Origin of the sequence: Lentzea sp. NBRC 105346, from assembly GCF_030269605.1 — a bacterium.
Classification (GTDB): domain Bacteria; phylum Actinomycetota; class Actinomycetes; order Mycobacteriales; family Pseudonocardiaceae; genus Lentzea.
This window is the reverse complement of record NZ_BSTQ01000003.1, coordinates 38,069-63,137: the sequence shown is the minus strand read 5'-3', so window position 1 is coordinate 63,137 and position 25,069 is coordinate 38,069. Positions and strand designations below refer to the sequence as shown.

The following is a 25,069-nucleotide window of genomic DNA, read 5'->3' as shown; positions in this document are numbered from 1 at the left end:
TGTGGTTGTCCTTGTTCCGGTCTACGGTCCGAACCATGGACTGGAACAAGGAACTCGTTGAACAGCTCGACTGGCACTGGCGGGCGCAGGCGCGGCCGAGGCTCGACGGTCTGACCGACGACGAGTACTTCTGGGCGCCCGTCACCGACAAGTGGACGGTCCACCCGGACGGGAAGGTCGACTTCGAGTACCCCGAACCGACGCCCGCGCCGGTCACGACGATCGCGTGGCGCCTGGCGCACCTGATCGTCGGCGTTTTCGGGGCACGCGCGGCGGCGCATTTCGGTGCGCCGCCCGCGGACTACCTGACCTGGAAGTACGCGACGACGGCCGGGGAAGCGTTGCGACAGCTCGACGAGGCGTACGGGCACTGGATCGACGGCGTGCGCACCGCGGACCTCGAGCGGCCGTGCGGTGAGGCCGAGGGACCATACGCCGAATATCCGTTCGCCACGCTCGTGCTGCACATCAACCGCGAGGGGATCCACCACATGTCCGAGATCGCGCTGCTGCGCGACCTCTACCTGCGCGCGGATCAGCTCACCGGCGCGGGTGCCGGCCGGCTGTCGTAGGCCTCGCGCGCCGCCAGGATCTCCAGCAGGTGCTGCTCGGACCAGCTGCGGATTCCGGCCATCAGGTCGGCGACGCTGTGCCCGAGCGGGCTGAGCGAGTACTCGACGCGCGGCGGGATTGTCGGGTAGACCGTGCGCACGACCATTCCGTCGCGCTCCAGCACGCGCAGGCTCTGCGTCAGGCTCTTCTGGGTGATCCCGTCGAGCCGGCGGCGCAGCTCGCCGAACCGCAGCGTCCCGTGCGAGAGCGTGCCCACGAGCAGGACCGCCCACTTGTTCGCCACGGTCTCCAGCACGGTGCGGGACGCACAGTGGCGGAGGTAGGCGTCGACCCTGCTGAGCTGGTTGGTTTCCACAAGGTACCTATATACCTCAAAGGTGCCTACTTACGCATCTGCAGCGCTTTCCGCAAGATGATCGCCATGCGAATCAGCACTCAGAACCAGACCGGTGACCCGAACGTTCTCCAGCTCGCCGATGTCCCGAAGCCGGCACCCGGCGCCGGGCAGGTGCTGGTCAAGGTGGGTGCGGCGGGCGTGAACCCCGTCGACCTCGCCGTGCGTGCCGGGTACTTCAAGCTGCTCGGCGAGCCGCCGTTCACGCTCGGCTGGGACGTCGCGGGGATCGTCGAGGAGGTCGGCGACGGCGTGGAGTTCGCTCGGGGGGACGAGGTGCTGGGGCTCGTTGGCTTCCCAGGACCGGGCAACGCGTACGCGGAGTACGCGGTCGTCGAGGCGAGCGAGATCGTGCGCAAGCCCGCCGGGTTGAGCGTCGAGGAGGCCGCCGCGCTGCCGCTGGTCGCGCTCACCGCGTGGCAGGCGCTCGTCGGCATCGCGAAACTCGAAGCCGGGCAACGGGTCCTGATCCACCGGGCCGCGGGCGGTGTCGGCCACCTCGCGGTGCAGATCGCCAAGGCGCGCGGCACGTACGTCATCGGCACGGCCAGCGCGGGCAAGCACGACTTCGTGCGCGGCCTCGGCGCGGACGAGCTGATCGACTACCGGACCGAGGACTTCACCGCGATCGACCCGGTCGACGTCGCGTTCGACCTCGTCGGCGGTGACTACGCGGAACGGACCGCCAAGGTGGTCAAGCCCGGTGGTCTGCTCGTCGGCGCGGTCGGCAGCAACCTCGGCATCGACATCGTGCGCGCCGCCGAACTGGGCATCCGGTTCGAGGTCGTGTCCGTACGTCCGTCCCCGGCCGACCTCGCCGAGGTGCTCGGGTTCAAGGTCACCGTCGAGCACGCGTTGCCGTTGGCCGACGTCGCCAAGGCGCACGAACTGGTGGCTTCGGGCCGCACCACGGGCAAAGTGGTCCTGGTGCCGTGATCTGATGTTCACTCGAAAGTGATCGACAAGGCACGGGTGTCACTCGATCGTGTGAACCATGCGATGGACACCCCTGCCTCTGGTCCTCGGACTGCTCGTGGCGGTCGGCCTGTCCGTTCCGACCGCCACCGCAGCCACCACCATCACGGTCGCCTCGGCGATCAGTCAGCAGAACGGCGCCACGGCGACCGTTCGCGGTTACGTCGTCGGTCAGCCGACCGCGACGACCACGGTCGTGAAATCCAACTTCCCCAGCGACTACGCGCTGGCGTTGGCCGACACGGCGAGCGAGACCAATACGTCCAAGATGGTCTACGTCCAGATCACGTCGAACTTCCAGTCGTCGTACGGGCTCAGGTCCAACCCGAGCCTGATGGGCCAGCAACTCGACGTCACCGGCACCCTGACCGCGTACTTCGCGCACGCCGGCCTGAAGTCCACCACCGCGTTCGTGAAGACGTCGACCACTACCACCACACCACCGCCGACCGGTGGCGGTTACTACGACCCGGCCATCGGGAAGACCGGTGAACAACTGCGCGACGCCCTGCACACGATCATCAAGTCGCAGACCAAGCTGAGCTACGACCAGGTCTGGGACGCGCTGAAGAACACCGACCAGGACCCGGCCAACACGGCCAACGTCATCCTGCTCTACAGCGGTGTCTCCCGGAGCAAGTCGTTGAACGGCGGCGACCCGGACGACTGGAACCGCGAGCACGTCTGGGCCAAGTCGCACGGCGACTTCGGCACCGCCACCGGGCCGGGCACCGACCTGCACCACCTGCGCCCCGAAGACGTGTCCGTGAACAGTGCTCGCGGCAACCTGGACTTCGACAACGGTGGATCGGCGGTCTCCCAGTGCTCCGACTGCTGGGCCGATTCCGACTCGTTCGAGCCACGCGACGCCGTCAAGGGCGATGTCGCGCGCATGATCTTCTACATGGCCGTGCGCTACGAGGGTGACGACGGGTTCGCCGACCTCGAGCCCAACGACAGCACGAGCAACGGGACCGCGCCGTACATCGGCAGGCTGAGCGTGCTGAAGCAGTGGAACGCCCAGGACCCGCCGGACACCTTCGAGTACCGGCGCAACCAGGTGATCTTCGACAGCTACCAGCACAACCGGAACCCGTTCATCGACCACCCGGAGTGGGTCGCCTCGATCTGGCCCTAAAGCCGATCCAGGAAGGCGCGTTGCGCGGAGACCATCTTCGCGCGCGCGTCGTCCAAGCCGAACCAAGCGACCTTGTCCAGCTCCGGGAAGGTCTTCATCTTCCCGGAGCCCTTGGGCCACTCCATCTCGAACGTCCCGAGGACGACCTGGTCGAGATCGAGGTCGCCCTCCAGTGCCCAAACCGTGACGACCTTGCCGCCGGACTGCTTGACCTCGCCCAGTTCGGTGAGATCGCCGGACGGCACCGGCACACCCAGCTCCTCGACCCACTCGCGCTGCGCGGCCGCGAGCGCTTCCTCGTCGTCGAGGTACTCGCCCTTCGGGATCGTCCAGGCACCGTCGTCCTTGCGCGCCCAGAACGGGCCGCCCATGTGTCCCAACAGGACCTCGACCTCGGGGTTTCGTCTGAACAGCAGGATCCCGGCGCTGCGTCGCATACTGCACAGCATGTCGGATTGGGTGCTCCACTTCGACCTCGACCAGTTCATCGCGGCGGTCGAGGTCGGCCGGCGCCCGGAGCTGCGCGGGCTGCCCGTGGTCGTCGGCGGCAACGGCGACCCGACCCAACGCGCCGTCGTCGCCACCGCGTCGTACGAGGCGCGCGAGTTCGGCGTCCACTCCGGCATGCCGTTGCGGACGGCGTTGAAACGCTGCCCGGACGCGGTGTTCCTGCCGGCCGACCACGCCGCGTACGAGGAGGCCTCGGCGCGGGTGATGACCGTGCTGCGCGAGTTTCCGACCAAAGGAAAGCAACACAGTGTCGAGGTGATCGGCTGGGACGAGGCGTTCATCGGTGCCGCTGTCGACGATCCGGAAGCCCTGGCTCTCGAACTGCGCCAGGCGGTGCTGGACGAGTGCGCGCTCGACTCGTCGGTGGGCATCGGCGACAACAAGCTGCGCGCGAAGCTCGCGACCGGGTTCGCCAAGCCCGCCGGGATCTTCCGCCTCACCAAGGACAACTGGGTCGAGGTGATGGCGGACCGGCCGACGCGCGCGTTGTGGGGGATCGGCAGCCGCACGTCGGCGAAGCTGGCCGAAGCCGGCATCGCGACCGTCCGGGACCTCGCGGCCGCCGATCCCGCCGACCTGGCGAAGCGTTTCGGGCCGAACATGGGGCCGTACTTCCGTTCCCTGGCACTGGGTGCGGGCTCCACGGAGGTGACCGCGACGCCGTACGTGCCCCGGTCGCGCAGCCGCGAGACGACGTTCCAGGAGAACCTCGTCTCCCGGATCGATATCGACGAACAAGTTGTCCTGCTGGCCAGACGGGTTTCCGAGGACGTGCGGGCCGAGGGAAGGGCCTGCGCGCGGGTCGCGGTGAAGGTCCGCTTCGCCCCGTTCTTCACGCAAACCCGCAGCATGACGCTGCCTTCGCCGACCACGGACCCCGCGGACATCGAGCGCGCGGCACTGGCCGTTGTCGATCGTTTTGAACTCTCCCGGCCCGTCCGGCTGCTCGGCGTTCGGGCGGAGTTCGTGACGGATGTCGAACCGGACCCCTCTTCTTCGACGTATCGGTGAGTAGAAGTTCGTTACCGCCGAAGGAGAAGGTCATGAACACCATCACCGCCCTCAGCCACCGTGACCGGGCCGTTCTGCGCGCGGTCGCCGCCGGTCGTTGTGAACTGTCCGGCCGTTCGCTGCTCGTCGACGGCATGGGCTGCTGTGACCAGTTCGTCGGGCCACGACTGACGGAAGCCGGGTTGATCAGCGCTCAACCTGGGGTGGCGTGCCTGACCGAGTCCGGTTACGCCGCACTCGCCGCATGAAACACACCGGTCGCGATCCCTAGCGGTTCGTCAGCGCGCCTCCGACAGGAAGGCCGCGAAAGTCCGGAGACCGGGATACCAGTCCCGCAGCCGGTCGATGTCGGCCTTCGGGACGGCACGCGGCTGGAACACCTTCGCCAGCTCGGGGTCGTCCACATGGAACCGCTCGTACTCGACGCCGATCTGAGCCGCGATCTCCCGAGGTGTCAGCTCATCGCCCGCGATGGTGAGGTCCGGCACGGGATCGCCGAACACCTTCGCGGCGATCGCCCCGATGTCGTCGACCGCGATCAGCTGGTACTTCGTGTCCGGGTCGAGCAGGTGCGTCAGCTTGGTCATGCCGGGGGAGTAGAGACCGTCCATGAACGTCGCCGGGCGCAGAATCGTCGCGCTGAGGCCGAGTTCGGCGATGCGGCGCTCCACCGCCCACTTGCTGTCGAAGGACGGAACGCCCGTAGATCGTGACGCCTCGGCCAGCGACGAGTACACGAGGTGCGCGCCCGCACGTGCGGCGGCTTCGGCGACGTTGCGGCCCCACCGGGTCTCCGTCGCGAAGTCGTAGCCCGCGGGTGCCTTGGGATCGTGCGGGGCGGGCTGCACGCTGAACACGCCGTGCGCGCCCTGGAAGGCGCGGTCGAGTGAGGCCGGATCGTCCAGATCTGCGACGACCACCTCCGCGCCGGCGATGTGTGCGCGCGGATTCCGCGTGATCGCCCTGACCTGCCGGCCGTTTCGCACGAGGTGCCTCACTACCGCGCCGCCCTGCTTGCCGGTCGCGCCGGTGACCACAATCATCGTCTGCCCCCAGATGGTTTTCTACAAAACTATCTGAAATCGGTGGCGGGCGTCGTGAGAATGGGGTCATGGACTGGGTGTCGCGACGGATCGGCTCCGAACACCTTGACCGCTTGGCCGAGCTGCCGGGTGCGGAACTGACCACGGTGCTGCTCGCCGTGATGCGGCGTCGGGTGGCGGATATGAGCGCGCCGGACGTGCTGCGCCGCTACCGGTCGGACCGCTTCGTCGCGCCCGCATCCGCGCCGTTCAAGGAGTTGCGCGCGGCGGAGGATCGGTTGCTGCGGGCGTTGCCGGACGACGTCGAGGTGCTGCAGCTCGCCCCGCTGGCGCCGCTCGGCACGCACTCCGTGATGTCCACTGTGGACCAGAACAACGTGGTGTCGACGATCCGCGGCACGGACGTCGCGGCCGATCCCACGAACGCCTTGGCTCTGGAGGCCGCGGTGCGACGGCGTGCCGGAAAAGCAGTGGTCCGGCTCGCAGCGTTGCAACGCGTGGTGCGCGCGCAGGTGTTCGGCGGGGCGAACACGTTCGCGCACTTCACGTTGTTCGGCAGGGTGACCGCCGCGCGCGACACCGGGACCCTGGAGTTCGAGCGGCGGCACGTCGTCGAGCACCTGAGGTCGTCGCCCGGTGACGAGTTCCGGCTGACGTTCTTCGACGACCGCTTCCGGCCGTTGCTCGACGAGGTGCGTTCGCGGGTCGACCGGGTCGTCGTGGAGGACCCCGCCCGCGAGCTGGGGCGGGGCTACTACGACGGCTTCTGCTTCAAGGTGTTCCGCGGCGGCGTCGAGATCGGCGACGGCGGCCTCGTCGACTGGACGCGGCGGCTCCTCGCCGACCGCAAGGAGCGGATGCTGATCAGCGGTATCGGCGTCGACCGGCTAGCGGTAAGTGAGCCGTAGCTCCTGCGTTCGCTCCTCGGGCCACGGGCAGCGGACCTCGCCGAACGACGCGGCGAAGAACAGTTCCAGCTGCACCTGCCAGACGGCCAGCAGCAGCGGAAGAAGGTCCTTCTCCGCCACCGACTGCGTGAGCGTGACGGTGGTGCCCTTCGCCGGGTCGTGCGCGAACTCCCAGCGCACGCGGCCTTGCGGCGAGTCGTACTCGAGCACGTGCGGCGCTTCGACGACGGTCAACGGGCCGGTGTCGACGTACCCGTTGGTGGCCCGGACCGGTGGCTCGTCAGCGACCTCGGGGTGTGAGTCCTCGACGAGCAGCGCCCAGAGGTCGGCGACCGGCTTCCACACCATGTCGCGCTCGAACCGCAGACCCTCCTCGGTGACGGTGCCGCGGTTCAGTCCGAACTTGTCGATGTAGGCCTCCATCGGGTGCAGCCAGTCGGACGGCGGCTCGAACTCGGTGCCGTCCAGCCGAGCCGTCAGACCCGAAAGGCAGACGTCCCAACCGATCGCGTTGCGGCCCGCGGACAACCGGTCGCCCAGCACCTGCGTCATCAGCAGGCGGCAGCCGTCGCCGTCCGGCACGATCTCGAACCGCAGGATGTCCTGGTTCCACCGGAACGCGAACACCTGCGGTTCGTCGAACGTCAGCACCTCGCCCTCGCTGGTGCCGTCGACCGGTGCCTCCTCCGGGAACGTGAACCGCATCTTCATGCCGTCGATCTCCACGGCCGCCGGGAACCAGTGCTTCAGCTCGGCGGGGTCGGTGATCGCGCGCCACACCTTGGCCGGCGGGTGGTTCAGCCGACGTTCGAAGCGCAGCACCGGTTTTCCGTCCACGGTCAGCAGTTCCGCGTTCACGGGTCCATCACCTCGAGGTGTCGTTCGAGTGCGTCGAAGCTCGCCTCCCACATCCGCCGGTACGGCCGCAGCCACCGGTCGATCTCGGCGAGCGGCTCGGGCCGCAGGGCGTACCAGCGCCGTTGCGCGTCCACCCGCACGTCGACGAGACCGGCCTCGCGCAAGACCTTGAGGTGCTTCGAGACGGTCGGCTGCTTGAGCGGCAGCGCGTCGACCAGGTCGTTGACCTGTCTCGGCCCGGTGCGCAGCAGGTCGAGGATCTCCCGCCTGCTCGGATCGGCCAGCACCGCGAACGTAGATGCCATATCAGCAATATAGCCGCTACGGCATATTTACGCGAACCGCGAGCTCGATGTCCCAGTTGTTCGGGTCCGGTTCCTCGGCCGGGTGCGTCAGGTACGACTCGGTGCGACTGCCCCACCGTTGGCCGGAGACGTCGAGTTCGCCCTGCTCAGCGGCCCAGGTGAGCAGTTCGTCCCACTTGCGGACGAGCTGGTCGGGATGGCCGTGGTGGGTCAGCGTCGCGTAGTGCCCCGCGGGCAGCTCGCCGGTGAAGTAGTCGGCCTCGGTCTCGACGAGACCCTCGACCGGCACACCGGCCTCCAGCTCGATCTCGCCCTCCATGTCGATGACGAGGTAGCGGAAGAACGGGGCACCGGCGATCGGGACCCCCTTGTCGGCCAGCCAGCCCACGATCTCGCCGATCCGGTCCGCGATCTTGGCGAACGTGGTCATCGTGACGGTGCCCCTGATGCCGACGTACAGCTGCTCCGGGCGTTCCTCGATCTTCATGTGACCTCCCTTTACCGGGTACTACGGGCGCCGCCGGCGAAACTCAGTTCCGTCATGGTCGCCAGACTAGGATCGGTTGCATGGGGGATCGACACGTTCGCACGATCGATGACGTGCTGCGGTTGCTCGACGGCCTGTTCACCTCCGACACCCGTGTCGTATGTGGAGCGGGGCCTGGTCAAGCCCGGCCGGGCGCTGGACCTGGGATGCGGACCCGGCCGCAACGCGCGTTTTCTGGCTTCGCGCGGCTTCACCGTCACGGCCGGCGGTCACTTCGGACTCGCCTGCTTCGCGTCCGGCGGAATGGGCTCCGAGCGCTCCGACGCCGACTTCTACCGCGAGCCGCGGCTGGACGGCGGGCTCGCGTACACCGGCGAGTCGTTGCGGGCGATCTTCGGCGACCTGACCGAGGTGGAGCTGCGGCGCATGAACGACGAGCCGACCGGCTCAGCCTGCTTCGGTGAGCCGTTCCTCTGGACGGCCCTGTTCAGTCGCTGACCTCGCGCCGCGACAGCCGTACCTCCTCGACGTCCAGTTTGGACTGGATGACCCGCAGCACGGTGTCGTCGATGGCCCGTTCGTCCCGCAGCCGCACGACGGTCGCGCGCTTGTGCGCGATCAGCTCCAGCCGCAGCGCGGCGTACTCGGCCTCGGCCTGCCGCAGCGGTTCGTCGTCCGAACTCGACCGCACGACGTCGAGGTGGTGCTCGTACTCGGCGCGGACCCGCTTGAGCACCGCGTCGCTCACGCCGGTACGGATGGCGAGCTCGGGCAGTGCCTCGTAGGCCTCCTCGGACGCGGTGGCCTCGGCGAGCCGGCGTTCCTCGTCGGCCGCCGTGTCGGCGGGCAGCCGCGCCCAGCGCACGACGAACGGCAGGGCCAGTGCCTGCAGCACGAGCGTCACCACGACGACGCCGGAGGCGATCAGGATGATCTCCTCGCGGTCGGGGAACGGCTGCCCTGAGGCTGTTGTTTCCGGCACGGCCAGCGCGGCGGCGAGGGAGACGGCGCCGCGGAACCCTGACACGGCGCTGACGGATCGCTGGCGCGCGCCGACCCGGCGCAGCCGTTGCTGCGGGCGGCGGTCCAGCGCCCGGATGATGTACGGCGTCGTGTAGCTCCACAGGACGCGCGTGCCGATGACCACGGCGCTCACGATGCCGATCAGACCCAACGAGTAGGCGATCGCGGTCTCGCGCAGCACGCCGTTGACCTGCAACCCGATCAGCACGAACAGGGCGCCGTTGAGCAGGAACGTCGTCAGCCGCCAGAACGCCTCGCCCTGCTGACGTGTGTCCGCGCGGATGAGGCGTGGACCGACCTGGCTCAGCGTCAGCCCGCACACGACGACCGCGAGCACACCGGAGCCGTGGATCAGTTCCGCGAGGAGGAACGCGGTGAACGGCGTCAGCACGCTGACCACGTTCTCGTGCATCGGGTTGTCCAGCCGCTTCCGCGCCTGCACGGCCAGCCACGCCGTAAGCAGACCGGCCAGCGCCCCGCCCGCGTACGCGAGCAGCAGCCGCCACGACACCTGCCAGCCGTCGAGGTGCTGCTGCCCGGCCGTGACGCCGACGGCGATCCCGTAGATGACGAGCGCCGTCCCGTCGTTGACCAGGCTCTCCGCCCTCAGGATCGTCATTGTGCGCCGCGGCAGCCCGCGCGCGATCACGCCCACGGCGGTGGCGTCGGTCGGCGCCACCGCCGCGCCGAGCACCCACGCGGGTCCCCACTCCATGCCGAGGCCGTGCGCCACCCACGCGACCGCGCCCGCCGTCGCGGCGACGAGCAGGGTGCTCAGCAGGACGATCGGCCGCAGGTTGCTGCGGATCTCCCGCAGCGACGTGGTCAGGCTCTCCCAGTACAGCAACGCGGGCAGGAAGAGCAGCAGCATCACTTCGGGTGGGAGCGTGATCCCGCGCAGTGCGGGCACGAAACCCAGTGCGGCGCCGCACGCGACGAGGAGCACCGGGGGCGCGATGCGCAACCGGCCGGCGCCGGCGCTGCACACCAGCACGCACACGCCCAGGATGACGACGAGTTCCAGCCCCAGCATGGGGAAAGGCTAACCCCCGGATTTACTGAGCCCAGGGGCCGACGCCGCCGAGCCGGTCCACCTTGATGCGCGTGATGAACCCCGCGGGCGGTTTGTCCATCGGCGGGAACTTCACGTCCGGCCCGAGGTAGGTGTGCGCGAGGTCCTGCAGCAACTCCGGCGCGCCACCCTCGGTGATGTGCGCGGTGCCGTAGACGACGAGGTATTCCTGCAGGCCCATCTCGTTGATCTTGTCGGTCTCGATCGACAACACGACGCGGCCGTCGTTTCGGATGTTGCGGACCTTCTGGTGCTCGGCCAGGTGTCCGGAGACGATCTCGTCGCCGTCGAGGCCGACCCAGACGATCGTCACCTGCGGATCGCCGTTGCGGTTCATGGTGACCAGGTGGGCCAGCCGGTTCGACTCCAGTACGGCCCGTGCGCTCTCGGGAATGGCGGTCATGGCGCCGACGCTACGCGTGCCTGATCGAGTCGGCCTCAAGTCAGGACACTCAGCTCACGTCGTGTTCTGAAGGACCTGGTCCGCCTCGGCGATCACGGCCGGGGACGCCAGCGGAGCCCACTTCGCGAACTGCTCGCGGAAGTAGTCGCCGTACTTCTCCGCGATCTCCGCCGACTGCTCGTACACGTCCAGTTCGTTGACGATGCTGAGGTCGACCAGGTCTCGGGTCGATGCCGCGTCGAGCTGTTCGGTGTTCTGGGTGAAGCGGTCGGTGTAGCCGGGCAGGTGCGGCCACGTGGCGTTCCGGTCGCACGCGCCGTACCGGTAGACGAGGTCCTCGGCCTCGGCGCCGACGAGGTCGCGGATCTCGTCGCGGTTCGTGTGGTCGGCGAGCGCGAGCGGGAAGCCGTCGGTGCCGTAGACGGCGTGCACGAGACCGGCGAGCTGGACGTGTTCGGCCAGGCCCAGCGCTTTCAGGCGGTCGCGGATGCGGAGCAGGTGCGCGTAGAGCGTGCCCCCAGGGTGGTCGATCGTCTCGGCGCCGTGCTCGCGCAACCATGTCTCCGGTGTCATTGGATCCCCTCCCAGGCCAGTTTGCTGCGGTGGCGGATAACGTCGGACGGGGTCTCGGCCGGCCAGCCCGTGCCGTCCTTGGTGGCCGCGTGGCCGTCCGGCAGTGCGGCGCACAGGCGCAGGCCGGGGTGGCGGTTGACGAGGTCGCCGAGAAACGCCAGGCACAGGTCGTCGGCGCCGTAGCCACGCTCGTCGAGGACGTCGAACGCGCCCTCGTCGTGCAGCACCCACACCGGCGACCGGCGGCCGTCGACGACCGCCTGGCTGGTCAACGTCCAGCTGTCCGGGCCGCACGGGAACAGGAAGTCCGGTTCGAGCTCACCGATCAGCTTCCAGCCGCCCGGCGGATGCTCGTGCACCGGCAGCCACGCCCACGCCTGGCGGGTGCGGCACGTCGTGGTCGCGCGGTCGTCCCACGGCCACCGCCCCTCGCGATCCGGCCACACGAGCTGCAGGAACGGCACGCGCACCCCGGAGTAGAAGCGGAACGCGCTGTTGAACAGCGGGTCGTCCCAGTCCTTGTGCACCTTGCGCAACTGCGTGTCGACGCCGTCGATCACGCCCTGGAACGGTTCGTCGTCGGCGGGCCAGCCGTTGTCGTGCCCGACCGTGACGCACAGGTTCACCCAGTGCTGCATCGACTTGCCGTCCAGGCCGAACATCGCGATCTCGGGGCGGCGGAACGTGTGCCACAGGCCGACCGTGTAAACGAAGTCGACGTTGCCGAACACGTGCAGGACGGACCAGCCGTGCTTGCGGACGTGCTCCACTATGCCCGCGTCCCGGCCGGGTGGCCGGGACGCGCAGATCAGGCACGGGCACGAGATCACCCGTCCGACTCTAGTCGCAGGCACCGACAGTGGACCGGTTTCGAGATCCTGGGCACTCCGTCGTGCGAACCGGTCCTACGCTGGCCACATGGGGGAGAAACTCGTGCTTCCGCTGGACGCCGCCGAAGCCGACCTGCCGACCGTCGGCGGCAAGGGCGCGTCACTGGCGAAGCTCGCCCGAGCGGGCCTGCCCGTCCCACCCGGATTCCACGTGACGACCAGCGCGACCAACCACCCGGAAGCCGAGCAGGCCATCCGGAAGGCGTACCAGGGCATGGGCGCGGTCGCGGTGCGGTCCAGTGCCACCGCCGAGGACCTGCCCGGCCTGTCGTTCGCCGGCCAGCAGGACAGCTTCCTGAACGTCACCGGCGCGGACGAGGTCGTCGAGGCCGTCCGGAAGTGCTGGGCCTCGCTGTACAACGAGCGGGCCGTGGATTACCGCAGGCGCAACGGGATCGAGCACGCCGAGATCGCCGTCGTGGTGCAGGAGTTCGTGCCCGCCGACGCCGCCGGGGTGATGTTCACGGTGAACCCGGTGAGCGGCGCGGACGAGACCGTCATCAACGCGGGCCGGGGCGTGGGCGAGGCACTCGTCGGCGGTGAGGTCACACCCGATGTGTACGTCCTGAAGCACGGCAAGGAAATCCAACGGCAGGGCGACACGCTGACCAAGCGGCAAACGAACGCCCTGAGCAAGTTGGGAGCAAGGATCCAGCGGCTGTACGGCATGCCGATGGACATCGAGTGGGTGCTCCACAAAGGACGGTTCGCGATCGTCCAGGCCCGCCCGGTGACGGGGCTCAAGGAGGAGTGGAACGACTCCGTCATGGGCGACTTCCTGTGGACCAGCGTCAACCTCGGCGAGGCCGTGCCGAGCGTCATGACGCCGATGACGTGGTCGCTCGTCCGCGTGCTGTCGCAGCAGGCGAGCATCGGCGGGTTCCCGGTCACCGGCAACATCGGCGGCCGGTTCTACCTCAACCTCAGCGTGGCGGGCGCCATCCGCAAACCCGACGAGCAACTGCTCGGCATGATGCCGGAAACGCCGCCGAAGCTGCCGGTCTCGAAGCTGCGTATCCTCGCCGACCTGATCCGCTCGGCCCCGCCGTTGATCAAACAGGCCATCACCTACCGCAGGCACCTCGGCGAGCTGATCGAGGAGACCCCGAAGCGGTGCGAGAGCCTCATCAGCCAGATCAAAAAAGCCACCAGCACGAAACAGTTGCGAGCGCTGTGGCCGCACGACCTGTTGTACGGCACGGCGAGAACGCTCGACGCGGGCGCTCGCATGGTCACCCAACCGAAGATCGCCAACGAAATACGCAGGCTCGTGGGTGAGGCGGACACCGTCACGTTGCTGACCGGTCTCGGTGAGCTCGCCAGCCTCGGGCCCCTCCTGGGTGAGGCCGGTCACCGCTGCCCCGACGAGTTCGAGGTGTCCGTGGCGCGGCCCGCCGAGGATCCGGGGTGGATCGGCCGGCCGCACGAGGGTGCCGAGGAGCTCCTGCGCAACCAGCGCAAGGCGCGCGACGAGGTGTGGCAGCGGCTGCGGAACCGATACCCGCGCCGGGCGAAACGCATCGAACGCCACCTCGCGAAGGCGGCCGAGCGGGCCAGGGACCGGGAGAACGCGCGGTCCGAGATGGTCCGCACCTTCTGGGTGTTCCGCGCGTTCGTCCTCAGGGCACAGGAGCTGACCGGGCACGACGACCTGTTCTTCCTGTCCATCGACGAACTGCTCGACATGCTCGAGACCGGCAACAGGCCGGACACCGCGCAACGGCGGGAAACCTATGAGCGGTACCGGGAACTGCCCGTGTACCCACCGTTCATCCGTGGCCACTTCGACCCGGTGGCGTGGGCGGCGAACCCGCGGATCTACGACGAGACCGGTGATCCGATCACCGGTTTTCCAGGTGTCTCCGGGGTGGTCGAGGGCATCGCGCGCGTCACGTCCACAGTGGACGAACTGCAACAAGGTGAGATCCTGGTGACGACGGTGACGAACGTCGGGTGGACGCCGGTGTTCCCGAAGGCCGCCGCGGTCGTCACGGACGTCGGCGCGCCGCTCAGCCACGCGGCGATCGTCGCCAGGGAGCTCGGCATCCCGGCGGTCGTCGGCTGCGGCGACGCCACCGCCCGGATCCGGACCGGCGATCGCGTCCGTGTAGATGGAGGAAGGGGCACGGTCACAGTTCTTTCCTAGGATGCACGGCGTGACCGTCTCCGGTGTCCTGCGGACGCTCGCCCGGCTGAGCGCCGCCGAGCAGCCGCAACGCGTGCAGCTCGACCTCACCAAGACCGCGGGCATGGTGTGGCTGGGGCGGCACGACGCGGGCTGGCAGGCGCTCACCGATCGGAACCAGGCGCCCGCGTGGACGCCCATCCCGTGGAGCGTGCCCAAAGGACAGCAGCACACCGTCGAGCGGCTGGCCTCGTTCGACGCGCTGCACCAGGAGGACCGCCTGCTGCGCGTGGGCTGGGCGTTCCTCACCGGTCCCGCGCAGATCGGCGGGCAGAAACGCCGCCTGTGCCTGCCGCTCGTCTCCCGGCCGGTCCGGTTGCACCACGCGACCGGGCGCAACTACGCGTTCCACGTCGCCGGCGACATCGGGATGTTCCCGTTGCTCAGCGACTGGGCGAAGTCGGCCGAACTGGAGAGCACGCTGGCCGCGGACGACGCGTGGATCCGGGCCGCGCTCGACGCCAGCGGCTACCCGGACGTGCCGATCCTGGGACCCGAGCACGACCCGCAGGAGCTCATTCGCGGCAACGAGCTGGTCGTCGTCGCGGGCACCGGACTGCACGCCGGTGAGCCGGTGGTCAGCACCGAACAGGGCTCCGCGCTCTATGAATGGGCACGCAAGAAGGGCATCGAGAACACCGCGCTCGCCGCGTTGTACGGCAGCGGCGACACCGAACCGGACACCGGCGAGCTGATCAGCGCCCTGCCGTTGAGCCCCAGCCAGCAGGCCGCGATCAGGGCCGCGCGCACGGCACCGGTCACCGTCATCGGCGGGCCGCCCGGCAGCGGCAAGACGCACACGCTGGCCGCGCTCGCGCTGGACGCCGTCGCGGCCGGACGGTCGGTGCTGCTGGCCAGCCGCACCCGCAACGCGGCGGACGTGCTCGGCGCGGCGCTGCGCAAGGCGGGCGGCCCGGTGCCGATCCTGTTCGGCGACTCGGAGCTGCGGCAGGAGATGGCGCGCGAGCTCAGCGACGGGCTCGAAGCCGTCAGCAGGAAGGGCGAGCTGGAGGAGCTCGACCAGGCTCGCAGGGACGCGGCGGCGGCCGTCGCCCGGATCGAACGCGCGGTCACCCAGGCGCTCACCGACGAGGAGCTGGCCGCACAGGCCCAACGCCACCAGGCGCTCATGCCCGCACACCGCCTCGCCGCGCCGAAGGCGTTCGAGCCGGACGTCGACTTCGCCCGCCTGCACGCGTTGCTGAGCCCCCGGACCGGTTTTCTGGCCGCGATGCGAACCCGTTGGGCGCTCGGCAGAACCAGGCGGCTGACCGGTGCGGGGGACGACGTCTCCCGTGAGGATCTCGTCGCCGCGATCACCGCGGCCGAGCAGTCCGCCGCACAGGTGCGCATCGCGACGCGCAACGGCACGGACCTCGCGTCGCTCCGGGATCTCCTCGCGGAGGAGGACGTGCGCAGCAACCGCGCGGTGGCGGCCTGGCTGAAGGCGTTGTCGGTGAGCCGTCGCGGGTCGGGGCCGAGACGAGCGGTCGCCGCGCTGGCCACGGCGTTGCGATCGGGTCGCGCGGCACGTCGTCGCGCGTTGGCGGAGATCGCGGCCGAACACCTGACCGCCGCGCTGCCGTTGTGGGTGGGCACGCTCGCCGACGTCGAGGACATCCTGCCCGCGGTGCCCGGCATGTTCGACCTGGTCGTGATCGACGAGGCCAGCCACGTCGACCAGCCGCTCGCCGCGCCCGCCCTGCTGCGCGGGCGGACCGCCGTGATCGGTGGCGACCCGAGGCAGTTGCGGCACGTGTCGTTCGTCGGTGACCAAGCCGTGCGCGACGCGGTGAAGGCCGAGGGCACCGAAGGGCTCGCCGACCGCCTGGACGTGCCGAAGGTGAGCCTGTTCGACGCCGCCGCGACGGCCGCGGGCGTGCACTGGCTGACCGAGCACCACCGCTGCGCGCCGCACCTGATCGGGTTCGCCGCGAGCCGGTTCTACGAGGGCCGGATCGCGTTGCTGACCACGCATCCGTCGATCGCGGACATCGACTGCATCGACACCCAGCACGTCGACGGCACCCGCGACACCAAGGGCGTCAACCAGGCCGAGATCGACGCCGTGCTCGCCCACCTGAAGAGCCGCATCGCCGCCGGCGTCCGCTCGATCGGCGTCGTCACACCGTTCCGCGCGCAGGCCGACGCGCTCGAAGAAGCCTTGCTCGACGGGCTGTCGCTGGACGAGATCACCACCGGTGGCGTGCGCACCGGCACCGTGCACGGCGTGCAGGGCTCGGAGTTCGACGAGGTCGTCATCAGCCTCGCGCTGACCGACGACGACAAGCCGAACGCGTGGCGGTTCGTCAACGACCAGAACCTGCTCGCGGTGCTCACCACGCGGGCGCGGCGGCTGGTGCACGTGATCACGTCCGCGCGGCGCCCGATCGGGCTGGTCGGCGACTACCTGCGGCACGCGGATGTCCCACCGAACGAGACCGAAGGCCGCCCGGCTACCGACGAATGGACGAAACGGCTGGCCACCGAGCTGACGAATGTCGGCCAGACCGTGCGTACCGGGTACCCGGTGGGGCAGTGGCGGCTCGACCTCGTCGTGGGCGCGGGGGAGGACGCCGCCGCGGTCGAGACGCACCCGCACCCGGACGGGCCACCTGCCCACATCGCGCGCTGGCGGGCCCTGCGCGGGGCGGGCTGGCGCGTGCGGGACGCGTTCGCCAGCAGGTTCGCCTCGGACGCCGTTCGAGCGGCGATCCAGGTTTCACGAGGTGAGACGCCCGCCCAACTGGGGAGATGATCGCGGTACCCTCGACGGCACGGCCGAGAGGCGCTGCAACGGATCGCGAGGTCCGCCACGCTCGGCCGCGAACGTCTCACCGCAAGGGCGCCTCCCACTCAACGGGAGGTGTCGGGTGCGCAAGCTGCGGGAGCTTCTGGACCAGCGGATCGCGGTGCTGGACGGGGCCTGGGGAACGATGCTGCAGGGCGCCGGGCTCGCGGCGGCCGACTACCACGTGCCGGGCCACACGCACGACACCACCGGCGACCCGGACCTGCTGAACATCACCCGGCCCGACGTCATCCTCGACGTCCACCGGCAGTACCTGCGCGCCGGCGCGGACATCACCACCACGAACACGTTCACCGCGACGTCCATCGCGCAGGCGGACTACGGCCTGCAGTCGAAGGTCCGCGAGATGAACCTGCGCGGCGCCCAGCTCGCGCGCCAGGCCGCCGACGAGTTCGGCGACCGGTTCGTCGCCGGGTCGGTCGGCCCGCTGAACGTGACCCTGTCGCTGTCGCCGAAGGTCGACGACCCGGCGTTCCGCGCGACCTCCTTCGACCAGGTCGTCGCTTCCTACGCGGAGCAGATCGCGGCGCTGGCCGAGGGCGGCGTCGACCTGTTGCTGATCGAGACGATCTTCGACACGTTGAACTGCAAGGCCGCCATCGCCGCCGCTCAGGAGGTCGCGCCGGACCTGCCGCTGTGGATCTCGGTGACGATCGTCGACCTGAGCGGCCGGACCCTGTCCGGGCAGACCGTCGAGGCGTTCTGGCGCTCGATCGAGCACGCGTCGCCGTTGGCCGTGGGCGTCAACTGCTCGCTGGGCGCCGAGGAGATGCGCCCGCACGTCGCCGACCTCGCGCGGCTCTCGAACACCTACGTGGCGTGCCACCCCAACGCGGGTCTGCCCAACGCTTTCGGTGGCTACGACCAGACGCCCGCCGAGACCGCCTCCTTGTTGCGCGACTTCGCGTCGCAGGGGATGGTCAACATCGTCGGCGGTTGCTGTGGCACCACGCCCGCGCACATCGAGCGGATCGCCTCCGCGGTGCAGGGCGTTTCCTCCCGGGTGGTGCCGTCTCCGGAATCGCGGACCCGGTTCAGCGGCCTGGAGCCGTTCGAGATCGGCGCCGACACCGGGTTCGTGATGATCGGTGAACGCACCAACGTCACCGGGTCGGCGCGATTCCGCCGGTTGATCGAGGCGGACGACTACCAGACCGCCGCGGACGTGGCGCTGGAGCAGGTGCGCGGCGGCGCGAACCTGTTGGACGTCAACATGGACGCCGACCTGCTCGACAGCGAGCGGGCGATGACGACGTTCCTCAACCTCATCGCGACCGAGCCGGAGATCGCGCGCATCCCGGTGATGGTCGACAGCTCGCGGTGGACCGTGCTCGAAGCGGGCCTGAAGTGCCTGCAGGGCAAGGGAGTCGTCAACTCCATCTCGCTGAAGGAAGGGCCCGAGCCCTTCCTGGAGCAGGCTCGAGTCATTCGGTCCTATGGTGCCGGTGTCGTCGTCATGGCGTTCGACGAACAGGGCCAGGCGGACACTTGCTCGCGGAAGGTCGAGATCTGCGGGCGTGCGTACGATCTCCTTGTGGGCATTGGGTTCCCGCCCGAGGACATCATCTTCGACCCGAACGTGCTCGCGGTCGCGACCGGCATCGAGGAGCACAACGGGTACGCCAAGGCGTTCATCGACGCGCTGCCGCTGATCAAGCAGCGATGTCCCGGCGCGCGGACGTCGGGTGGCATCTCGAACCTGTCGTTCTCCTTCCGCGGCAACGACATCGTGCGCGAGGCGATGCACTCGGCGTTCCTGCTGCACGCCGTGCGTGCGGGGCTCGACATGGGCATCGTCAACGCCGGCCAGCTCGCGGTCTACGAGAACATCCCGGCCGATCTGCTGGAGCTCGTCGAGGACGTCCTGTTCGATCGGCGGGAGGATGCGACCGAGCGGCTCGTCGAGTTCGCGTCGACCGTCAAGGGGACGGGCAAGAAGCGTGAAGTCGACCTGTCGTGGCGTTCTTCGGATGTCGCCTCGCGGCTCGCGCACGCGTTGGTGCACGGGATCGTCGACTTCATCGAGGCCGACGCCGAGGAGGCGCGGCTGCAGTTCGACCGCCCCCTCGACGTGATCGAGGGCCCGCTGATGGACGGCATGAAGATCGTCGGCGACCTGTTCGGGTCGGGCAAGATGTTCCTGCCGCAGGTGGTGAAGAGCGCCCGCGTGATGAAGCGCGCGGTGGCGCACCTCGAGCAGTACATGACGAAGTCCTCGGGGCACCGCAACGGAAAGGTCGTGCTGGCGACCGTCAAGGGCGATGTGCACGACATCGGCAAGAACATCGTCGGCGTTGTCCTGGGGTGCAACAACTACGAGGTGATCGACCTCGGCGTGATGGTGCCCGCGTCGGTCATCCTGGACACCGCGGTGCACGAAGGCGCCGACGTGGTGGGACTTTCCGGCCTGATCACGCCGTCGCTGGACGAGATGGTGTCGGTCGCGGGGGAGATGCAGCGCCGTGGCCTGAAGCTGCCGCTGCTGATCGGTGGTGCCACGACGTCGCGCCAGCACACCGCGGTCCGCATCGCGCCCGCGTACGACATGGCGACCGTGCACGTCCTCGACGCTTCGCGCGTGGTCGGTGTGGTGTCCGATCTGCTGGATCCGGTGCGCGGGGAGGAGCTGGCCGCCCGGAACTTCGAGGAGCAGGCGGTTCTTCGGGAGCAGCACGCTTCGCGCCAGCAGCGTCCGTTGCTGAGCTTCTCTGCGGCGCGTGCGAACCGCGAGGAGGTTGTTTTCGAGGACCTGCCGGTGCCTTCCTTCACCGGTGTGCGGGTGGTGCGTCCTTCGCTGGACGTGCTGCGGCCGATGATCGACTGGACGTTCTTCTTCCTGGCGTGGGAGCTGAAAGGCAAGTACCCGGCGATCCTCCGGCAGCCGGCCGCGCGTGAGCTGTTCGACGACGCCCAGACGTTGTTCGACGAGATCATGCCGTCGCTGTCGGCCGTGGGCGCCTACGGTTTCTGGCCGGCTCACTCGTCGGGTGACGACATCTTCGTCGGCGACGTGCGGTTCCCGATGCTGCGGCAGCAGACCGAGAAGGCGCTGAACCGTCCAAACCGTTCTCTCGCCGACTACGTCGCGCCCTCGGGTGATCACCTGGGTGGCTTCGCGGTCGCGATCCACGGCGCGGAAGCGCTTGCGGCGACTTATGAATCCGAGAACGACCCCTACCGGTCGATCATGGTGAAGGCGCTGGCGGACCGGCTCGCCGAGGCGTTCGCCGAGTGGGTGCACCTGGAGGCGCGGCGGGCGTGGTTCGAGCCCGATGCCTCGCCCGCGCTGGAGGATCTGCACGCGGAGCGGTTCCGTGGCATCCGGCCGGCGTTCGGCTACCCGGCCTCGCCGGACCACACGCAGAAGCGCGATCTGTTCGCGTTGCTGGACGCGTCGTCGCTCGGGATGGATCTGACGTCGTCGTACGCCATGACGCCCGCGGCGAGCGTCAGTGGCCTGATCTTCGCGCACCCGGCGTCGCGATACTTCACCGTGGGGCGGATCGGACGGGACCAGGTCGAGGACTACGCCGCGCGGCGCGGCATGCCGTTGGACGAGATGGAGCGGTGGCTGCGGCCGAACCTCGCCTACGACCCGGAGGCGTGAGGCCGGTCAGTGGTGCTTACGTCGAACCTGGACCGCTGCGGTGTGGGCCGCATCCCGGCCAAGCGTGGTTCGCCGTGATTCCCCATCGCTGTGCTCCGGTGTTCGATCCGGTCCTAGGTACTTGGATGTCGGATCCGTCACTTACAGCGGTACGTCGATACGCACCAATCACTCGATCAGCCGAGCGCTGCTCCGGCGCGGCATGGGATCCGGAACCGTGCAGAATGACGGCGTGAAGTGGACCCGCGCCGTGCATCACCTGAGCGAGCTGGCCGAGAAGTGCGCTGAGCTCGCCACCGGGCCGTCGTACTCGCTGTCCGTGCGACAGCTGTGGGCGTTCGGGAACATCCTTGGACCGGCCGATGACCTCGAGTGGGTCAACGTGGTGCTCGTCGTCGACCTGCCGGTCGAGGACGTGCCCTGGTTGAGCCAGCCGCATGGCGCGGAACACTGGGCGAACGCGGCGCGACTGCCGAAGAACCCGATCGTGGGACTGTGGCGGTCGGCGCACGCACCGGTCTGGAACCACCACATCGTGCGGCCCGCGCTAGTCTGGGACGTGGAGTCCGGAGTGGACGAGGCCGTGCTGACCGCGGTGCGCGAGGGCCGGGGTGAGGACGTTCGCACCTCTGCGCCTCCTGCGGACGAACTGCGCGCGCGGCTCGAGGACGAGCTGGCGTTGTGCCTCGCGTCGTTGCGGCGGCAGACCAAGGAGTACGACGACCGGCGGTGGGCTCCCGGAAAGCTCACCCCGGTGTCGGACGCCTTGTGGCGGGCGAGCGACGGCTACCTCGACGTGCTCGACGCCCTCGGCTAGACCGAGCCCCGCACGGCCCACGCCCGTGCCGTGAGCCGGATCTCGCCGTCGCCCAGGCGTTCGCGCAGACGTTCCTTCAGCGCTGTGCGGTGTTCTTCCGGCAGGGACATCACGTATCCGGGCGCGGGTCCCTGGCCGCCGAGGAACGGCGACCAGTAGTCGTCGAAGTCGCGGAAGGTCGTGGGCACGTCGATGGCGCGGACCTCGACGTCGCGGAAGCCCGCCCACAGCTCGGCGAGCTTCTCGGGCCGGCACAACGGGAACCGCCGGCCCTCGTCGAGTTCCACCGCGGCCGGGTCGAGCTCGGCGGCGACCTCCCAGAAGATCCGGATCAGCTCCATGCCTTCGGCGAAGTCCCAGACGTACGCGGCGGCGAGCCCGCGCGTGACCCGAGCGAACTCGGCGGCCGCCGCGGCGGGATCCGGTACGAAGTTGACGGTGAGCCCGCTGACCACGGCGTCGAAGCTGTTGTCCGGCAACGGCAGGGCCTGCGCGTCGCCGTGCAGGAAGGTCGCGCCGGGGACCCGTTCCCGTGCGGTCACGAGGAACCCTTCCGAGGCGTCGACGCCCGTCGCGTTGGGCAGCAGGGCCGTCAACACACCGGTGCCGCAGCCGACGTCCAGCCAGCTGCCGGCCGCGGGAAGCCACCGCACGAACTCCTGTGCCACCGGGCGGCTCCAGCGGCCCATGTAGCGCTCGTAGGCGTTGCCGACCGCCCAGACGTCATGCGAGTCCATCACGCTTCAGCTTCCGCCAGCCGCCCGCACGGTTGTTCGCGATGATCTGCTGGAACATGTTCTTCAGGGCGCGTTCGTTGATGCGTTCACCCTGTTTGAACGCCACGCAACGGGCGGTCTTGTTGTCGTGGCCGCTGGTGATGATGCCCTCGGGGTCGGGGACGATGGCGCCGTCGTAGAGGAACACATTGACGTGGTCCTTGGCCGCCAGCAGGGCGCAGACGTTGCCCTGCAGCACGAAGTACGGGCGGTTGGTGAACTTGATGGTCTCCTCGACCTCCGGATCCGCCGCGTGGACGAGGTCGCGCACCTGACGGCAGATGTCCTGCTGCCACTCGGGCAGTGCGTTGATGTAGGTGTCGACGCGTGGGTCGGTCATGGGATCCTCCGTTGTCACCAAAGGTGTCGAGGTGGCTCCTGGCTTCTCGGCAGCTCGACGGGCTTCATTCCCTTGGCCTCTTCGGCGCCCTTGACCGCCAGCCGGTCGGCGCGCTCGTTCTCCGGGTGACCGTTGTGGCCCTTGACCCACAGCCACTCCACCTCGTGCACCTTGGTGGCGGCGTCGAGCCTGCGCCACAGGTCCTCGTTCTTGACCGGCTGCTTGGCCGAAGTCAGCCAGCCGTTCTGCTTCCACTTCCGCACCCACGACGTGATGCCGTTCTTCACGTACGTGCTGTCGGTGTAGATCTTCACGACGCACGGGCGGGTGAGGCTCTCCAGCGCGCGGATCGGCGCCATCAGCTCCATCCGGTTGTTCGTGGTCACCGGTGGTTCGGCGCCGTAGAGGTCCTTCTCGTGCTCGCCGAAGCGCAGCACCGCGCCCCAGCCGCCGGGTCCGGGGTTCGGGCTGCAGGCGCCGTCGGTGTAGATCTCCACGAACTCGCTCACGGCCGGAGAACTTACCGCCCCGAATTGTCAGACCCTCCCGATACCGTCGAATCAGCGGGTGGGAAAGGCCCGCTCGCATGGGGGACTTTGGGGGTTCCGTGAGACGTTTCCTGACGGGGTTGATCGCGGCGGTCGCGATCACATCCTTGGTGGTGGTGCCCGCGCAGGCGCAGGAAGTGACCGGTTCGTCGGTGACGTACCAGGTCAATGCGCGGCACGACGGCAGCCTGATCGACTCGAAGCTGGGGACGGGTCCGCTGGCCGAGAAGTGGTCGCGCGATCTGGGGGGGTTCGCTGTCCTATCCGTTGGTGGTCGGCGGGCGCGTGTTCGTCGTGCGCAGCTCGACCAGCGGTTACGGGACGTTCCTGCATGGCCTGAACGCTTCGACGGGCACGGACGCCTGGCCGCCCGTCGACCTGGGCGGCACGTACTGGTGGGCGGCCCTGGCGTACGGCGGCGGGACGCTGTTCGCTCAGAACTCCGACGGCGTGCTGACCGCGTTCAACCCGGCGACCGGCCAGCAGGTGTGGCGGGTGCAGCTGCCCGGCCAGTGGAGCTTCACGTCGCCGCCGACGTACCGCGCGGGCGTCGTCTACACGGCGGGCGCGGGCTCCGGCGGCACCGTGTACGCCGTCCGGGCGACCGACGGCGCGGTGCTGTGGACGGCCAGTGTCGCCAACGGCGACAACAGCTCGCCCGCGGTCACGGACTCCGGCGTCTACGTGTCCTACGCGTGTGAGCAGGCCTATGCGTTCAAGCCGGACTCCGGCGGGCTGATCTGGCACCACAGCACGGGCTGCTCGGGCGGCGGCGGCCGCACCCCGGTGTACGCCGACAGCGCAGTGTGGATCCGCGACTCCGGCGGCAAGGCGCTGAACGCGTCCGACGGCACCGAGCGGGGCACCTTCCCGCACGCGTTCTGGGATCCCGCTCCCGCCTTCGACGGCCGCCAGGGCTACTTCCTCGAGCAGGGCACCCTGACCGAGCGGCACAGCCGCACGCTGGCGGCGCGCTGGACCTTCGCGGGTGACGGCCAGCTCTCCTCGGCGCCGCTGGTCATCAACGGTCAGGTCTACGTCGGCTCCAGGACGGGCAAGGTCTACGCCCTGAACGGTGCCACCGGCGCGCAGGTCTGGTCCGCGGACGCGGGTGCTCCCATCAACGGCCCGGACGAGCACAACGTGTCGCAGCCGCTGACGGGCTTCGGTGCGGGCGGCGGCCTCCTAGTGGTGCCGGCGTCCACCCGTCTGGTGGCCTACGGCCAGCCGTAACCGCAACGCCGTGCGCCGCTCCGCGGCGGCGCACGGCCTCGGCCGCCGGGATCAGTCCGGGTGCGGTGCGGGTGGCGGATTGCGGTTCGGCGGGGGCGTCGTGGCTGTCGGCTTGCGTCGCCCGGCCGGTCGGTGACGGCCGCCCGTGACCGGCCCACCGTGCGCCGCTTTGACGCCGTGTGCCGCTTCGCCCTGGCATGCGATGCGTCGAGACCGGGCCGATAGGCCCTGTGCGGTTGGCGTGCGTGTTGCCGATCTCGCGTCTGTGCCGCGGGGCGTTCTGCGGCCTGGCGGGTGTCCTGGTCGCTGACCGGCGTCGGTCCCGGCTGGTCGCTCACACCCGGCCGTGATCGCCATGCCGCGCGTCGTTCAGCGGCGGCGCCCGGCGGGCCGCGGCAAGCAGGTCGATCTCCCGGCCGTGCCGCGCGATCACCTGCAACCCGGCCGGCAGCCCATCCCCGGTCGAACCCGGCCGGCAGCCCATCCCGGTCGAACCCGGCCGGGATGCTCGCCGCCGGATGCCCACTGATATTGAACGCCCACGTCAGATTCGTTCTGCGGCCTGGCGGGCGTCCTGGTCGCTGACCG

25 protein-coding genes, 1 pseudogene and 1 riboswitch are annotated in these 25,069 nt (G+C 69.4%); of the genes and pseudogenes, 12 read left to right on the top strand and 14 right to left on the bottom strand.

Going from position 1 to position 25,069, the window contains the following annotated elements; genetic code table 11:
* Window positions 1-35 precede the first annotated feature (35 nt).
* Window positions 36-572 carry a DinB family protein gene (locus tag QSK35_RS07860; protein WP_285743743.1) on the top strand — a complete coding sequence of 179 codons (537 nt, stop codon included), beginning with the start codon at window positions 36-38 and terminating at the stop codon, window positions 570-572.
* Here QSK35_RS07860 and QSK35_RS07855 read toward each other — a convergent pair.
* Window positions 536-928, bottom strand: a complete 393-nt coding sequence (locus tag QSK35_RS07855) for a winged helix-turn-helix transcriptional regulator (RefSeq protein ID WP_285743741.1) — start codon at window positions 926-928, stop codon at window positions 536-538. The genes QSK35_RS07860 and QSK35_RS07855 overlap by 37 nt on opposite strands.
* A 66-nt stretch (window positions 929-994) precedes the next feature.
* Between QSK35_RS07855 and QSK35_RS07850 the strand changes: the two genes are divergently transcribed.
* Window positions 995-1,903, top strand: coding sequence for an NADP-dependent oxidoreductase (locus tag QSK35_RS07850; RefSeq protein WP_285743740.1), 909 nt, complete (start codon window positions 995-997; stop codon window positions 1,901-1,903).
* Window positions 1,904-1,961: 58 nt separating this feature from the next.
* Complete coding sequence (locus tag QSK35_RS07845) at window positions 1,962-3,080, top strand: endonuclease (RefSeq protein ID WP_285743738.1); 1,119 nt, start codon at window positions 1,962-1,964, stop codon at window positions 3,078-3,080.
* Here QSK35_RS07845 and QSK35_RS07840 read toward each other — a convergent pair.
* On the bottom strand, window positions 3,077-3,517 hold the full coding sequence (locus tag QSK35_RS07840) for an NUDIX hydrolase (RefSeq protein ID WP_285743736.1): 441 nt from the start codon (window positions 3,515-3,517) through the stop codon (window positions 3,077-3,079). The two genes, QSK35_RS07845 and QSK35_RS07840, sit on opposite strands and share 4 nt — an antisense overlap.
* Before the next feature lie 10 nt (window positions 3,518-3,527).
* Here QSK35_RS07840 and QSK35_RS07835 point away from each other — a divergent pair, with 10 nt between their 5' ends.
* Both QSK35_RS07835 and QSK35_RS07830 read left to right on the top strand, forming a co-directional pair.
* Entirely contained in the window at window positions 3,528-4,601 is a 1,074-nt protein-coding gene (locus tag QSK35_RS07835) for a DNA polymerase IV (RefSeq protein WP_285743734.1), read from the top strand.
* 32 nt (window positions 4,602-4,633) lie between these two features.
* Window positions 4,634-4,849 carry a hypothetical protein gene (locus QSK35_RS07830; protein WP_285743732.1) on the top strand — a complete coding sequence of 72 codons (216 nt, stop codon included), beginning with the start codon at window positions 4,634-4,636 and terminating at the stop codon, window positions 4,847-4,849.
* A gap of 30 nt (window positions 4,850-4,879) precedes the next feature.
* Here the strand turns inward: QSK35_RS07830 and QSK35_RS07825 are convergent, their stop codons facing one another.
* Window positions 4,880-5,644, bottom strand: coding sequence for an NmrA family NAD(P)-binding protein (locus QSK35_RS07825; RefSeq protein WP_285743730.1), 765 nt, complete (start codon window positions 5,642-5,644; stop codon window positions 4,880-4,882).
* A 68-nt stretch (window positions 5,645-5,712) separates the two neighbouring features.
* On the opposite strand from QSK35_RS07825, the gene QSK35_RS07820 reads away from it, so the two are divergent.
* Window positions 5,713-6,552 (top strand): hypothetical protein, encoded by an 840-nt coding sequence (locus QSK35_RS07820; protein WP_285743728.1) that lies wholly within the window; start codon window positions 5,713-5,715, stop codon window positions 6,550-6,552.
* On the opposite strand, the gene QSK35_RS07815 is transcribed toward QSK35_RS07820, so the two are convergent.
* Genes QSK35_RS07815 through QSK35_RS07805 form a run of 3 tightly spaced genes read right to left on the bottom strand, consistent with a single transcriptional unit; the run spans window position 6,532 to window position 8,202 of the window.
* On the bottom strand, window positions 6,532-7,410 hold the full coding sequence (locus QSK35_RS07815) for an SRPBCC family protein (protein WP_285743726.1): 879 nt from the start codon (window positions 7,408-7,410) through the stop codon (window positions 6,532-6,534). The genes QSK35_RS07820 and QSK35_RS07815 overlap by 21 nt on opposite strands.
* Complete coding sequence (locus QSK35_RS07810; protein ID WP_285743724.1) at window positions 7,407-7,715, bottom strand: ArsR/SmtB family transcription factor; 309 nt, start codon at window positions 7,713-7,715, stop codon at window positions 7,407-7,409. Before QSK35_RS07810 ends, QSK35_RS07815 begins: the two co-directional genes overlap by 4 nt.
* Before the next feature lie 16 nt (window positions 7,716-7,731).
* On the bottom strand, window positions 7,732-8,202 hold the full coding sequence (locus QSK35_RS07805; protein WP_285743722.1) for a GyrI-like domain-containing protein: 471 nt from the start codon (window positions 8,200-8,202) through the stop codon (window positions 7,732-7,734).
* A gap of 153 nt (window positions 8,203-8,355) precedes the next feature.
* Here QSK35_RS07805 and QSK35_RS07800 point away from each other — a divergent pair, with 153 nt between their 5' ends.
* A complete protein-coding gene (locus QSK35_RS07800) occupies window positions 8,356-8,700 on the top strand; it encodes a hypothetical protein (protein ID WP_285743720.1) in 345 nt (114 codons plus the stop codon).
* On the opposite strand, the gene QSK35_RS07795 is transcribed toward QSK35_RS07800, so the two are convergent.
* From QSK35_RS07795 to QSK35_RS07780, 4 genes are read right to left on the bottom strand one after another with little or no spacing between them, the layout of a single operon-like run.
* Window positions 8,690-10,258, bottom strand: coding sequence for a Na+/H+ antiporter (locus QSK35_RS07795; protein WP_285743718.1), 1,569 nt, complete (start codon window positions 10,256-10,258; stop codon window positions 8,690-8,692). The genes QSK35_RS07800 and QSK35_RS07795 overlap by 11 nt on opposite strands.
* A 22-nt stretch (window positions 10,259-10,280) precedes the next feature.
* Window positions 10,281-10,700 carry a PPOX class F420-dependent oxidoreductase gene (locus QSK35_RS07790; protein WP_285743716.1) on the bottom strand — a complete coding sequence of 140 codons (420 nt, stop codon included), beginning with the start codon at window positions 10,698-10,700 and terminating at the stop codon, window positions 10,281-10,283.
* Window positions 10,701-10,754: 54 nt separating this feature from the next.
* Entirely contained in the window at window positions 10,755-11,273 is a 519-nt protein-coding gene (locus QSK35_RS07785; RefSeq protein WP_285743714.1) for a DUF6817 domain-containing protein, read from the bottom strand.
* Window positions 11,270-12,103 carry a DUF4262 domain-containing protein gene (locus tag QSK35_RS07780; RefSeq protein WP_285743712.1) on the bottom strand — a complete coding sequence of 278 codons (834 nt, stop codon included), beginning with the start codon at window positions 12,101-12,103 and terminating at the stop codon, window positions 11,270-11,272. Before QSK35_RS07780 ends, QSK35_RS07785 begins: the two co-directional genes overlap by 4 nt.
* 88 nt (window positions 12,104-12,191) lie before the next feature.
* Between QSK35_RS07780 and QSK35_RS07775 the strand changes: the two genes are divergently transcribed.
* The 4 genes from QSK35_RS07775 to QSK35_RS07760 all read left to right on the top strand — a co-directional run bounded on the left by QSK35_RS07775 (window position 12,192) and on the right by QSK35_RS07760 (window position 21,584).
* Window positions 12,192-14,309 carry a PEP/pyruvate-binding domain-containing protein gene (locus tag QSK35_RS07775; protein WP_285743710.1) on the top strand — a complete coding sequence of 706 codons (2,118 nt, stop codon included), beginning with the start codon at window positions 12,192-12,194 and terminating at the stop codon, window positions 14,307-14,309.
* A gap of 10 nt (window positions 14,310-14,319) precedes the next feature.
* On the top strand, window positions 14,320-17,106 hold the full coding sequence (locus QSK35_RS07770; RefSeq protein ID WP_285743708.1) for an AAA domain-containing protein: 2,787 nt from the start codon (window positions 14,320-14,322) through the stop codon (window positions 17,104-17,106).
* A gap of 19 nt (window positions 17,107-17,125) precedes the next feature.
* A riboswitch (S-adenosyl-L-homocysteine riboswitch) is annotated at window positions 17,126-17,205 on the top strand.
* Between the two features lie 16 nt (window positions 17,206-17,221).
* Entirely contained in the window at window positions 17,222-20,767 is a 3,546-nt protein-coding gene (gene metH, locus QSK35_RS07765) for a methionine synthase (protein ID WP_285743706.1), read from the top strand.
* A 232-nt stretch (window positions 20,768-20,999) separates the two neighbouring features.
* Window positions 21,000-21,584, top strand: coding sequence for a DUF7711 family protein (locus tag QSK35_RS07760; RefSeq protein WP_285743704.1), 585 nt, complete (start codon window positions 21,000-21,002; stop codon window positions 21,582-21,584).
* On the opposite strand, the gene QSK35_RS07755 is transcribed toward QSK35_RS07760, so the two are convergent.
* Genes QSK35_RS07755 through rnhA form a run of 3 tightly spaced genes read right to left on the bottom strand, consistent with a single transcriptional unit; the run spans window position 21,581 to window position 23,209 of the window.
* Window positions 21,581-22,321: a class I SAM-dependent methyltransferase gene (locus QSK35_RS07755; protein ID WP_285743702.1), complete on the bottom strand. Its 741-nt coding sequence runs from the start codon at window positions 22,319-22,321 to the stop codon at window positions 21,581-21,583. The genes QSK35_RS07760 and QSK35_RS07755 overlap by 4 nt on opposite strands.
* Window positions 22,308-22,700: a DUF1801 domain-containing protein gene (locus tag QSK35_RS07750; RefSeq protein WP_285743700.1), complete on the bottom strand. Its 393-nt coding sequence runs from the start codon at window positions 22,698-22,700 to the stop codon at window positions 22,308-22,310. Before QSK35_RS07750 ends, QSK35_RS07755 begins: the two co-directional genes overlap by 14 nt.
* A 14-nt stretch (window positions 22,701-22,714) precedes the next feature.
* Window positions 22,715-23,209, bottom strand: a complete 495-nt coding sequence (gene rnhA / locus QSK35_RS07745) for a ribonuclease HI (RefSeq protein WP_285743698.1) — start codon at window positions 23,207-23,209, stop codon at window positions 22,715-22,717.
* 261 nt (window positions 23,210-23,470) lie between these two features.
* On the opposite strand from rnhA, the pseudogene QSK35_RS07740 reads away from it, so the two are divergent.
* Window positions 23,471-24,481 (top strand): annotated as a pseudogene (locus tag QSK35_RS07740) (PQQ-binding-like beta-propeller repeat protein); the annotation flags it as partial.
* A gap of 334 nt (window positions 24,482-24,815) precedes the next feature.
* Here the strand turns inward: QSK35_RS07740 and QSK35_RS07735 are convergent.
* On the bottom strand, window positions 24,816-25,007 hold the full coding sequence (locus QSK35_RS07735; RefSeq protein ID WP_285743694.1) for a hypothetical protein: 192 nt from the start codon (window positions 25,005-25,007) through the stop codon (window positions 24,816-24,818).
* Between the last annotated feature and the right edge of the window lie 62 nt (window positions 25,008-25,069).

Excerpts from the sequence above, each read along its gene's own strand:
- QSK35_RS07860 (WP_285743743.1), top strand. The coding sequence starts at position 36 with ATGGACTGGAACAAGGAACTCGTTGAACAGCTCGACTGGCACTGGCGG.
- QSK35_RS07790 (WP_285743716.1), bottom strand. The coding sequence starts at position 10,700 with ATGACCGCCATTCCCGAGAGCGCACGGGCCGTACTGGAGTCGAACCGG.
- QSK35_RS07850 (WP_285743740.1), top strand. The coding sequence starts at position 995 with ATGCGAATCAGCACTCAGAACCAGACCGGTGACCCGAACGTTCTCCAG.
- QSK35_RS07825 (WP_285743730.1), bottom strand. The coding sequence starts at position 5,644 with ATGATTGTGGTCACCGGCGCGACCGGCAAGCAGGGCGGCGCGGTAGTG.
- QSK35_RS07785 (WP_285743714.1), bottom strand. The coding sequence starts at position 11,273 with ATGACACCGGAGACATGGTTGCGCGAGCACGGCGCCGAGACGATCGAC.
- QSK35_RS07845 (WP_285743738.1), top strand. The coding sequence starts at position 1,962 with ATGCGATGGACACCCCTGCCTCTGGTCCTCGGACTGCTCGTGGCGGTC.
- QSK35_RS07750 (WP_285743700.1), bottom strand. The coding sequence starts at position 22,700 with ATGACCGACCCACGCGTCGACACCTACATCAACGCACTGCCCGAGTGG.
- QSK35_RS07820 (WP_285743728.1), top strand. The coding sequence starts at position 5,713 with ATGGACTGGGTGTCGCGACGGATCGGCTCCGAACACCTTGACCGCTTG.
- QSK35_RS07840 (WP_285743736.1), bottom strand. The coding sequence starts at position 3,517 with ATGCGACGCAGCGCCGGGATCCTGCTGTTCAGACGAAACCCCGAGGTC.
- QSK35_RS07830 (WP_285743732.1), top strand. The coding sequence starts at position 4,634 with ATGAACACCATCACCGCCCTCAGCCACCGTGACCGGGCCGTTCTGCGC.
- QSK35_RS07835 (WP_285743734.1), top strand. The coding sequence starts at position 3,528 with ATGTCGGATTGGGTGCTCCACTTCGACCTCGACCAGTTCATCGCGGCG.
- QSK35_RS07810 (WP_285743724.1), bottom strand. The coding sequence starts at position 7,715 with ATGGCATCTACGTTCGCGGTGCTGGCCGATCCGAGCAGGCGGGAGATC.
- QSK35_RS07805 (WP_285743722.1), bottom strand. The coding sequence starts at position 8,202 with ATGAAGATCGAGGAACGCCCGGAGCAGCTGTACGTCGGCATCAGGGGC.
- QSK35_RS07795 (WP_285743718.1), bottom strand. The coding sequence starts at position 10,258 with ATGCTGGGGCTGGAACTCGTCGTCATCCTGGGCGTGTGCGTGCTGGTG.
- QSK35_RS07755 (WP_285743702.1), bottom strand. The coding sequence starts at position 22,321 with ATGGACTCGCATGACGTCTGGGCGGTCGGCAACGCCTACGAGCGCTAC.
- QSK35_RS07775 (WP_285743710.1), top strand. The coding sequence starts at position 12,192 with ATGGGGGAGAAACTCGTGCTTCCGCTGGACGCCGCCGAAGCCGACCTG.